Origin of the sequence: Vibrio sp. S457-15, from assembly GCF_000960545.1 — a bacterium.
In the GTDB taxonomy this organism is placed as follows: domain Bacteria; phylum Pseudomonadota; class Gammaproteobacteria; order Enterobacterales; family Vibrionaceae; genus Vibrio; species Vibrio parahaemolyticus.
Genome location: NZ_JYOQ01000003.1, coordinates 53,617 through 63,704, shown reverse-complemented (window position 1 = coordinate 63,704; position 10,088 = coordinate 53,617). Strand labels below are relative to the sequence as shown.

Genomic DNA, 10,088 nt, shown 5'->3' with positions numbered 1-10,088 from the left:
CGGCACCGTCATCGAAGGGCAGTGTGAACGCAGAAGGGAACGCGCCGCAAACGGGCACACCAGCACAAGCTGGCAGCTCGAAGGTTGTGGAGCCAAATGTGGCAACACCAGAGCAGAAACCAAGCGCGGATGCGTTTAGTGGTGAGCCAACTTCGGCACAAGGCAATGCCTCAGAAGGCATTGATGCCGGTGTGGCAACGCCAGAGCAGAAACCAAGTGCGGATGTGTCTAACGGTGAGCCAACTTCGGCACAAGGTAATGCCTCAGAAGGTATTGATTCCGGTGTAGGTACGCCAGCATCGACACCGAGTGTGGATGAAGTAAATCATCTTGCAACTAGCCAAGAAAAAGAGGTTTCAGAAAGCTCTTTAACTCATAGAAGCGAGATTAAATTTCATGTAAATGCTGAGACAGACACGGATATCAATCCATTGGGTGAGCGATTTACCTCAACCCTCAAAGTGAATCTGGGGTCAGGTCAAGCTTCAATTCAGACTCAAGCCAGTGATTCTTTTGTTGATTGGCAGTCTGCGCAAGTTGAAGATGGAATTGAATTCAAAGAAGCTGTGCTTGTTACAGAAGATGTGAAAGATGAAATTCCATGGGCAACTGGTGAATTGAATGACGGCCCAGAATTAAGATTTGCGAAAAAAGTTGATAACTCCTCTGCTCAAAATTTTGAGTCAAGATTGGACAATCAAAATACAGCTTCATCTGGAGTTGCTCGCAATGAAGGTTCAACTAAAGAGGTTGTTGGGTCTGTTTCTGGCAAAAAATGGAAAGTAAATATGCCAGCTCCTGTGTTGACAACTCAGGGAATGATGAGTGGTCATGCTCGAAACTACACTCAAGGTATTTTGAATAATATTAGAGATTTGAATACAACGAGGAAGGAATACGAAACCACATTGGTTTCAGGTCTGGTTGGTTCAAACTCAAGTGTAAGTATCTGGGCGCATAGCGAACGGAGTATGGTGGTGCCAGTGGCAAATTCATCTAATTTCAAAATGATGTAATGGCGATAGTGCTTCTTTAAAATTGAAAAAGACTAAATCAGATTTGCTCAGGTTTAGTCTTTTTTTTTCCTTTGATAATCATATTTGGTGTGGATAAAGTCTGAATAAATTTGAATTGGAGGTGCTCCTTTGTACATAGAGTTAAGAAAGTCTGATTATGAGATTCCGCGTCTAGGCTTTAAGTCAAATCGAAGCTCTAACGTAGTAAAAAAATCAGAATTAGTTATGTATCAGGAATCTCGTGCTTTGTTGATGGCAATGGAAGACAAAGTTACTGAATACCAACGATTGCTTGAAAATCAGATATTAGAATTAATTGAAGAGAAAGAGAGAGAGCTAAACAAAAGCATTTCTAAAGAATATAAAAAAATAGCTGATGAGTGGGTTGAGCAACAGATGGAGTGGTTTTTTCGCGCGGAGCAAATTCTAAGCGAAAAGCTCATTGGAATCGAACGCATGGTTTCAGAAATCAAAAATGAACTGAAAACACAAATTGCTTTGGCAGTATCTTCTCGTTTAACAAAACTTAGCCAAAGTGAGAGCCTGATTAATCATTTAATAGATGTGTTACATGCGGAGCTTGAAGATGAAGCTAAAACACTAAAGATCCAAAGGCAGGAAATGGCAGATGGGGTCGCGCTGACTATCGAAAATAGTGACAGTGTGGTTAGTATTAATACTCAGAAAATCGTTGAAGAGTTAAGAGGTGTCTTGGAGTCTATATGATTTCAAAACTACGTAATTCAACACTACTATTTAATCCAAGTAGTGTGATGATTGCATTTTTGCTACCAACAATCATATTGGTAACACTGCCTGGTGTGGTCATCGACTTTTTTTTGTTGATTAGCTTTGTAAGCTCAGCGTTGCTGTTGATTATCATGCTAGAAAACGACCAACCGCTGAAAGTCACATTTTTACCTACAATGGTATTACTTTTAACCACGTTTCGACTGCTGTTATCTATTGCTACGACAAGAAACATCATCGCAAACGAAGATGTAGGCCGAGTTATTGAGACGATTGGTGAGTTCGTGATGGGGGGAAACCTAATCTCGGGTCTTTTGATCTTCGTCATTATTACTATTGTACAGTTTCTCGTTGTGACAAAAGGTGGTGAACGAGTTGCCGAGGTAGGTGCGCGATTCTCGTTAGATGCTTTACCTGGTAAGCAGATGACCATTGATGGGGACCTGAAAAGTGGTCTTATTTCCGGAGAGCAGGCTCAAAAGCTTCGTGCTGATCTCGGTACGGAAAACAAATTGTTTGGCTCACTAGATGGGGCGATGAAGTTCGTAAAAGGTGACGCGATTGCTGGTATCCTGATCAGCCTTGTCAACTTGTTTGGTGGAATTTATGTGGGCATCAACCAGTTTGATTTGTCGCTGTCGGAGAGCGTGAAGCGATTCTCGGTACTTACGATAGGGGATGGCCTTGTTTCACAGATACCGAGTTTGTTGTTATCAATGGCATGTGGTGTTTATCTGACTCGAATTAAAGGCTCGGAAGACGAATCCAGTTCGTTTATGAGCCAAATGATGGCGCAGATTCGGACATTCTGGAAGAGTCTTTTAGTGGTTGGTGTAGTGATTATGCTAATTGGCCTACTAAATCCAACATTAATGTATGTCTGTTTGCCACTTGCTGTGCTCTGCGTAGTTATGGCTTTATTGCTTTGGAAAAAAAATGGGAACAACAGTGTTGCTGTAAAGTTTGAGCCAGAAGGAAGTGGTGTTTTCGAATCTCTAAAATTTGTATTTCGTGATGGGCAATATCAAAGCCTAATCAAAAAACGCCTGAAGGCTGTTGAAGAGAGAGTTTGGGGACAAGCGTTAGGTGAACCAGCGGTGCTTGTAGATCCTGATTTAGATGTTGATATCGCAGTGTATATTTCGGGTATACAAACGTACCAATTTTCTCAAAACTCGGCTGAAGGCATCGTGGAAATATTAAATGATGACACATTTAATCTGCATGATGACTTGAGTTCAAACTTGGATGAAATTATTAGTTATTTCATTCAAACGAGACTCATTGAAAAATACAATTTACAACACAGCTGTAACATTGTCGCAGAATTAGCTTCACAGAGTGAAATTATGAAGAGTGAAATTGATTCTGCTGTTGGTTTAAATCGTGTTCATGATGTTCTGAAACAAATGATTCGTTCTCCAGAATTTTATTTGGACCGAGTAAGCTTTTTTGAATCTCTTATTTATTGGTCGAGAGTTGAAAATGATCCTAGGAACTGGCTCACACGGATTCGACATCAAGCAAGGTACGAAATTACCGCTCGATTATTAAATAGTGATGGAAAGCTTCATGTAATGTTGCTTAGTCCTGAACTGACTGAGGAAATTAGTGGATATGTTGCAGGTGAGTTTGAAGACTTTGAGAGACTGATTGAGATCCAGAAAGCACTAAAATCAGAAATCAAGCGTTTACTTCTATCTCATAAGAATAGACCTGTGTTAGTTGTGAACGATAATGAACTTAACGTTGTTAAAACATTTGTTCAACAAGTCATGTCAACGCTAATCGTTTGTAGTCATAGTGATATTGTAGACAACAATTGCATATCTAGTTCAGAGGTAATTAACATACAATAGTGGGTGTTTAAATGGAGTCAACAGAACCTAAGAAATACCCCCCGACAGAAAAAAAACTGCGTGATCTAAAGAAGAAAGGGCAATTTCCGAAAACAGAATTAGCAGAACCTACGTTAGAACTGTTTGTTTTTTGCATTATTATAGTTATCACCTTACACAGTCTATTTGAATATACTAATGAATGGATTTCTTCAGCTATTCACTCAGACATAAATGTGGGTATAGATAACATGTTTTCTATACTAGGTTATACTATTGGATTTTTGGCATTCTTTAAAATAGTGATGGCTGTTTTTGAGTGGGTTATGATCAATAAATCTGTAATAAGCACGGAAGCTTTGGGCTTTAAGATCGACAAAATTAACCCAGTTAACGGGGCTAAAAATATTTTTGGTGTTGAAGCTATTTCACGTTCATCTCGTAAAGTTTTAGAACTGTTGTTTTTGCTTTTTTTATTGAAGTATGTTTTTGACGTTTTAGGGGCAGAGTTATATAAGCTAAATGAAATTAATAACTACCCTTACTTTATTTATTACTTACTTTATTCAATAGGTGCCGTTTCTCTTTTCTATTTGGTTTATGGTGTTTGTGTTGGATCTATAGATTATTTGGCTGAAAAGTATCATTTTCACCAAAAAAATCGCATGACATTCACAGAAATGAAAAATGAACTAAAAGAAACAGAAGGTTCACCAGAAATTAAGTATGAAAGACGTCGAAGAATGCGAGAGGTGATGGAGTCTCCTGTAACAAAAGGAAGAAAACCAACATTTGCAGTGGCTAACCCAACGCATATCTTGGTGCCTATTAGTTACGAGCCTAAAATAGAAAAAATACCAGTAGTTCTAAAAATATCTACAGAGTCGCTTGCTTTATCTGAGAGGAAGCGATTAGAAGAACAAGGGATTCCAATTATTGAAAATATTCCATTGGCGCGTTCACTTTATCGTAATATGAAAAGTGGGGAAGATTTTTTGCCTAAGGAATTTTATAGAGATGTCGCCGTGATTATATCAACCTTAAATAGGCAAAAAAATGTTAAGAAAAAATAAATTTGTTTTTATTGGGTTTGCTAGCTTGTTGACTGCATGCAGTGGACCAATTCGAGAAGATAATTTAATTCTCGACATAGATTGGGAACCAGATATTTATAACATGGTCGTGACTCATGTCTCTGATCCGAATAACTTTCGTTTCATTGTGCATCAGGCGCCAGGATATATTGAAAACTCACCTCATGAGCAGGCATGTTTGGAGATTGACCAGCCATTAGAACCCAATCGTTATTATTTAGCAAACCTCAATACCTACGGTTTAACAGAGGTATGGACATGTGAAGGCGAATACTGGTTGTACAGTAATCTGGTTGATCCTCACAAAAGTCTGGGGACCGGCTTGAATGTGTGGGATCCGAGAAATTATCGCTCGAACGGAAAGCGTTCATCTGGAAATGGAGATAGAAATAGTACGAATGGGCAGGGTTATTCTCTTTTTGGTAATAGCGGCATCGATGGTTTAGATGCTTATCTGATTGGGGAAGGAAATTTAAGGTTAGTCTTCGAGAACTTATTTCCAGTTAATGAATATGAGTTAACGCAAGCATCAAAGGAAACATTGTTACAACTCATTCAAAAGTTGAAGAATTTACCTGTAAAAGAACTCGTCATCTATGGCATAGCGGATTCTTCAGGTTCTTATGCCAAAAACCGAGTTCTGGCAGATCGACGGGCATTTGCGGTGAGAGATTTTCTTGTTGAAGAAGGGCTTCGAAACGTATCAATAGTAATTCGAGGAACCGTAGAAAATGGGCTAGAGACAGCGGAACAACGTGTTAAACAACGAAGATTTTCAATTGATGTAAGGCTAAAAAGTAATGGCAAATAGAAAATTTCAATTGCTGATGAGTGAGTTTGCTCAGTTGACAAACGGAAAGTCCATAAACCTGAAGGCAGATCAATCATTGGCTTGTCACTATTCTGGCATGGATTGTTATGTAGAAGATGGTGCACGAATTGGGTTACGTGGCCAGGTGTTAGTGATTGTACCGATTGTCAAAAAGTTGGCAGCAAGACAGCAAGTGCGCCTCAATAGCTCTTTCGACCTTACTAGAGATGGTTATGTCGCAGAGGTTAAAAGTTACGGATGTTGCTTTGTTCGTCACTTAGTTGCGCCAGAGCATCCTCAAGTGTTGTTGAAATTTCTGTCTGAAACTGTCTCAGTAGTCAATAAATTGAAGAGTGAGATTACCAAGAATGTGGCTAGCTGAATTCGTAGAGGGTCCCCTAAAAGGTGTGGCATTTCCTTTTGAGCCAACTTTGGTATTCAGTGGAAATGAACAGAGCGACAACGACAAAACAGTGCCGATCCCAGAATACTTACAATCTGATGAAAGCTTTGAGCTGACACTAGAAAATGGGAGTCCGGTATTAAAACAAACTTCTAAAACATTGTCCCTAGTTCAGAACAGAGTTTTTCAATACAAAGGTGTATGCCTGTTTGTTTATCGAAAAGGTGAGAGAAACCCAAATCTTCGACGTTACTACTTTAAACGATACCGTTCGGTACTCTTGGTCACGTTATTGGCGCATGTTAGCGTTGCTATTGTGGGGTATGGAATAAACAATTTTCATCAGGGAGAAGAATTTGGTGATCGAATTAGTGCGATTGGCAGCGGCTATATTTCGGAAGGCGTTCTTTATGTAACGGGCAAAGAGGATGTAAAGAATTTGCCGTCTTCTTGGAAGAATTTTATTAAGCCATTAGCGAGTGACAAATATGAGCAAGTGTCGCAGTTTAATGTTGCTGTTGTTTCTGAATATTCTGGTAAACCCCTAGATATGAAGATTGTTCGTAAAGATGGATATGACGAAATCAGGGTAGACACCAAAGAAGATGACAATCATTTCATGGCATTGCTGGGCCGACACGGCATCAGCTTCTATCGAGATGAGAACGACAATTGGTATGTTTCTGATCCTACGAAAGTGTCAGAACTTTTAAAAGGTGCGGGGCTGAGCCACATGTTGGCTTCGGTTAAATCAAGAGCAGATAACGCGATTATCATTCCGGATGATCAGTTCCCGTACTCTATTTTTTATTCATCTCACTCTGGCCGATATCTCTTTGATGAGAGCAAGAGGTATTGGGAGGGAAGTGAAGTGCCAAAACTGGGTGTGATTAAGTCAATAGCGCAGGATAAAGTCGTGTTCTTTGACGGAGAGCATACTCGAGTTTATTTGATTGATGTTTAAAGAGAGGTTGAAATGATGAACTCTTCTATTTCTGGGTTTAGCGTACCGTCAGATGTACCATTAACTCAACGCAACGAGGTAGTAGCAGAGCAACTAACTCAACAAAGTCCGATCATACAGCGTGCTGCTTCGTCTGTACCGCATTCTGATGTGCGCGCTTCGGTTAAAGACCCACTGGATTTAATTGATGAGCTTTTAAGTCGCTATTTAGATCAGCAAACGGTTCGAGCGAAAACCATGGCTGATACAATCGAGACTTGGTCCAATGCTATCGCGGAAATCAACCGAATTTGGGGTTTGGTCATGCAAGATAACATGAACCACACGAACCCTAATGACAATAATACCAGAACACCATTGGGTGATAGCGTTTCTGGAAAGCACCTAGAAGATATTGATCGTATCATAAAAGAAGAGTTAAAAGATGACCGTGGTATTGCTGCGATTACTGGGCTAGATCTTAATGCATCCAAAACTCATCGCGTTTCCTACACCGACTTGCAGTCTTTGAACGCAACCATGACGGCGTACTGTGACACTATTCAGGTTGATATCGATACAGAACAACAGAAGTTTAAAAACGTCATGACAGAAGTCACTTCTGCACAAGAGGAAATTCGTGATGTGCGCCGTGTGATTGTAACGTTGAGCCAAGGAGGCTAATTGTGAAAATAGCGATCGATGTTGTTATTGCGCACTGTTCCATGACGCTTGAAGATCTGCTTCACTTGCAAAAGGGGAACATGATAAAAATCGATGATTTCGTACAATCAGAAGTGATGCTTAAAAGTGGCAACGAATTAATTGCAACAGGGACACTGATCAAAATTGATGATCAATACGGCGTATCGATTGACAACGTAAATCAAGTGAAATCGTAATTTTGTGAAAGGGCAAGGAATTGCCCTTTTATTTTAGGTTTTTTTATGTGTTTTTTATTTTATTTTATTTTAGGTTTTTCGTGGGATTTTTATGCTTTTTTCATAACTTTATCACGAGATCATTAAGTGGACGTAGATAATGCGGACCTCGAATTTTCTGGGGCAGGGTTTCTCAATTTGCCCTTAAGAACAGAGATGTTCTCTTTCACTCTCAATTACAAATCAATCAAAATGATGAAAAAGGGTTCACTATGTTAAGAAACTACTTGTTAGGTAACCAAGTTATCTTCGACACACTCAAACGAGAAGTAATCAGCCCTGAGCAAATTATTAGCTTGGGTGGACGTGAGTCAGCGATTCTAAAACTATTGTGTGAGAATGCTAATGTGGTCATTTCCAAAGAATGCATTCAGGACAAAGTCTGGGGAAAAGTGTTAGTGAGTGAAACGTCACTTACAAAGGCGATTTCAAACTTGCGCAAATCCTTACAAATGTTGGAAGGCGTCATGTGTGAGATTAAAACGATCCCTAAAGAAGGCTATATGTTGATCTTAGAAGATGAGAACTTAGGCTTAATGGTCACTGAAGATGCGCCGCCTTTGGAAGTGAAAAGAATCGAGTCAAAAGATGTGGCAATGATCAAGCAACCGATAAGCCACAGTAAACCGATGATACAAAGGGAGCCTGTAAATATGGTTGACCCTAAATGGTATATCATCGGAGTATTTTCAGCCGCACTTCTGTCTTCTATGATTAGTACGATTTTAGTGACATTAATTAAGTGACCCGCAAAGCAAGTGAATACAAACATGGATGTTTCTGGTTCACTTGCGCCTTCCATGACCACTACGCATCACGTTCTTTTCTATCCTGCCTAACAAAAAACAGTCTGGTCTCTTAAACATTAAATATGCCATTTGATCATTTGATTTAGTTTCATTGCTCATTGCTCATTGCTCATTGCTCATTGTTTCTGGCTATGGCTACGAGTGAGCATGACTCTGTCTTCAGCAACGAAGGTATGGCTTCCATTTGAGTCCATCCCCAAAAAATCTTAGTTTTGAACGAATGCGTACATCGGTATTTTTGAAGAGTGTCGTTTGACCTTAATGCCAATACACTAAAACCTCCCGATTGAGTCGGAGGTTACCATTCGTTTCGGCTTTGCTTATATCAACATGGTTTACTTTTGCTTCGTATCCGATAAAAAAGTATTACAGCGCTTTAGGTAAACACCTTTAACAAACACAACCGTTTTGTCTAGCGGTGACCTTGGTTCAATGTCATAGCTTTAGTGTTGGCTCCGAGCATTGACATTGTCGTGCGACAGCTACTCTCAATTCTCATCCCCTTTTAGGGATCTCACACGACCTTGTTTCTTCAGAACGGCCTGATTTACTTAATGGGCTTTCATCTCTATCAATAGAATCAGCTCGAGCGACAGGCAGTTTTCTATCGTGGGTGGCGAAAAATAACCGTTTTGTTTCTTTCTGTCTCTACTGGAAGCCTCAGATTATTGATTAGAGGAGAGATCTATTCTTCTGAGCCCTATATTTGTTTAAAAATCAAACCTTAAAAAGCGAGATGGTGATATTTCGAGGTTGTGTTTTCTATATTGGCAAGAATGCAAACCCAATATCTGTGGTAAGAACGGAGAATAGGGTGTTATTACACAGAAATGCACTTCATAAACATTCTTTTTGTTATGGCAAATTCTGAACATTTGTGTTTTTTGGGTGGGGGTTGCTGCGTTTTTGCGGATGTTAGGTGAGTTGCTTGAGCTTTGTTTGCGTTTTTTTTCAAAATTTCGGATGGTGAGGGTTTGCCGCGTAAGGGTTTTGTGTGTTGAGGGTTTGAGTGTTTTTGTCTCAGGTTTTTTCACTGGTTTTATCGCTCTCCTGGCTGTTTAATTGTTTGCATCCCGAGGGTAGATGGCCTGATGCGGGAATCAAACAATCAAATTTAAAAATTAAGGAGTTTATACATGAACACTATTGGTATGACTGGTCGTGCACTTGATCAAGACTCAGCGCTTAAAACAACAGAAGTAGGTACTACATTTGAAGATTTTGTGAAAACAGCAGATAAAGCAGTAGAAGATTTTATTGCTGACAAGACCAATGCTGGTGCTGGTGCTGGTGATAGCCTATCACTCTCTGCTGGTGAATCGTTAGAGCTGCAACGTCTAATGGGTGACCAAAGTATTACTGTTCAAACAGGTACATCAACGCTTAAGTCAATTAAAGACTCTATTGCATCTGCTGCTCGTAACATTTAATTTTTGCTTAATTATGCCAGGGTTTATGCCCTGGCATATGCATAGGTTTGGGT

At 39.7% G+C, this 10,088-nt stretch carries 11 protein-coding genes; all 11 read left to right on the top strand.

Annotation, left to right across the window (positions count from 1 at the left end; all coding sequences use genetic code 11):
• The first annotated feature begins 98 nt into the window (after positions 1 to 98).
• The 11 genes from UF05_RS00290 (at position 99) to UF05_RS00240 (ending at position 10,035) form a co-directional block, all read left to right on the top strand.
• Positions 99 to 1,016: a hypothetical protein gene (locus UF05_RS00290; protein WP_231583791.1), complete on the top strand. Its 918-nt coding sequence runs from the start codon at positions 99 to 101 to the stop codon at positions 1,014 to 1,016.
• Positions 1,017 to 1,145: 129 nt separating this feature from the next.
• Complete coding sequence (locus UF05_RS00285) at positions 1,146 to 1,742, top strand: hypothetical protein (RefSeq protein ID WP_031815633.1); 597 nt, start codon at positions 1,146 to 1,148, stop codon at positions 1,740 to 1,742.
• The gene (locus UF05_RS00280) at positions 1,739 to 3,625 is read left to right on the top strand and encodes an FHIPEP family type III secretion protein (RefSeq protein WP_029802733.1); all 1,887 of its coding nucleotides are present in this window, start codon (positions 1,739 to 1,741) and stop codon (positions 3,623 to 3,625) included. The genes UF05_RS00285 and UF05_RS00280 overlap by 4 nt, the downstream gene beginning before the upstream one ends.
• Positions 3,626 to 3,636: 11 nt before the next feature.
• Positions 3,637 to 4,677 carry an EscU/YscU/HrcU family type III secretion system export apparatus switch protein gene (locus tag UF05_RS00275; protein WP_029802732.1) on the top strand — a complete coding sequence of 347 codons (1,041 nt, stop codon included), beginning with the start codon at positions 3,637 to 3,639 and terminating at the stop codon, positions 4,675 to 4,677.
• Positions 4,661 to 5,509, top strand: coding sequence for an OmpA family protein (locus tag UF05_RS00270; RefSeq protein WP_045545016.1), 849 nt, complete (start codon positions 4,661 to 4,663; stop codon positions 5,507 to 5,509). The genes UF05_RS00275 and UF05_RS00270 overlap by 17 nt, the downstream gene beginning before the upstream one ends.
• On the top strand, positions 5,499 to 5,891 hold the full coding sequence (locus tag UF05_RS00265) for a hypothetical protein (protein ID WP_031815636.1): 393 nt from the start codon (positions 5,499 to 5,501) through the stop codon (positions 5,889 to 5,891). The genes UF05_RS00270 and UF05_RS00265 overlap by 11 nt, the downstream gene beginning before the upstream one ends.
• Positions 5,878 to 6,876: a hypothetical protein gene (locus UF05_RS00260; RefSeq protein WP_031846316.1), complete on the top strand. Its 999-nt coding sequence runs from the start codon at positions 5,878 to 5,880 to the stop codon at positions 6,874 to 6,876. The genes UF05_RS00265 and UF05_RS00260 overlap by 14 nt, the downstream gene beginning before the upstream one ends.
• Before the next feature lie 12 nt (positions 6,877 to 6,888).
• Positions 6,889 to 7,539 (top strand): hypothetical protein, encoded by a 651-nt coding sequence (locus tag UF05_RS00255; protein ID WP_031846317.1) that lies wholly within the window; start codon positions 6,889 to 6,891, stop codon positions 7,537 to 7,539.
• 2 nt (positions 7,540 to 7,541) lie between these two features.
• Positions 7,542 to 7,757, top strand: coding sequence for a FliM/FliN family flagellar motor switch protein (locus UF05_RS00250; protein WP_031779626.1), 216 nt, complete (start codon positions 7,542 to 7,544; stop codon positions 7,755 to 7,757).
• A gap of 251 nt (positions 7,758 to 8,008) precedes the next feature.
• Positions 8,009 to 8,542 (top strand): winged helix-turn-helix domain-containing protein, encoded by a 534-nt coding sequence (locus tag UF05_RS00245; RefSeq protein ID WP_045545015.1) that lies wholly within the window; start codon positions 8,009 to 8,011, stop codon positions 8,540 to 8,542.
• A 1,199-nt stretch (positions 8,543 to 9,741) separates the two neighbouring features.
• Positions 9,742 to 10,035, top strand: a complete 294-nt coding sequence (locus UF05_RS00240; RefSeq protein WP_045545014.1) for a hypothetical protein — start codon at positions 9,742 to 9,744, stop codon at positions 10,033 to 10,035.
• The last annotated feature ends 53 nt before the right edge of the window (positions 10,036 to 10,088 follow it).

Excerpts from the sequence above, each read along its gene's own strand:
- UF05_RS00260 (WP_031846316.1), top strand. The coding sequence starts at position 5,878 with ATGTGGCTAGCTGAATTCGTAGAGGGTCCCCTAAAAGGTGTGGCATTT.
- UF05_RS00275 (WP_029802732.1), top strand. The coding sequence starts at position 3,637 with ATGGAGTCAACAGAACCTAAGAAATACCCCCCGACAGAAAAAAAACTG.
- UF05_RS00270 (WP_045545016.1), top strand. The coding sequence starts at position 4,661 with ATGTTAAGAAAAAATAAATTTGTTTTTATTGGGTTTGCTAGCTTGTTG.
- UF05_RS00265 (WP_031815636.1), top strand. The coding sequence starts at position 5,499 with ATGGCAAATAGAAAATTTCAATTGCTGATGAGTGAGTTTGCTCAGTTG.
- UF05_RS00240 (WP_045545014.1), top strand. The coding sequence starts at position 9,742 with ATGAACACTATTGGTATGACTGGTCGTGCACTTGATCAAGACTCAGCG.
- UF05_RS00245 (WP_045545015.1), top strand. The coding sequence starts at position 8,009 with ATGTTAAGAAACTACTTGTTAGGTAACCAAGTTATCTTCGACACACTC.
- UF05_RS00280 (WP_029802733.1), top strand. The coding sequence starts at position 1,739 with ATGATTTCAAAACTACGTAATTCAACACTACTATTTAATCCAAGTAGT.
- UF05_RS00255 (WP_031846317.1), top strand. The coding sequence starts at position 6,889 with ATGATGAACTCTTCTATTTCTGGGTTTAGCGTACCGTCAGATGTACCA.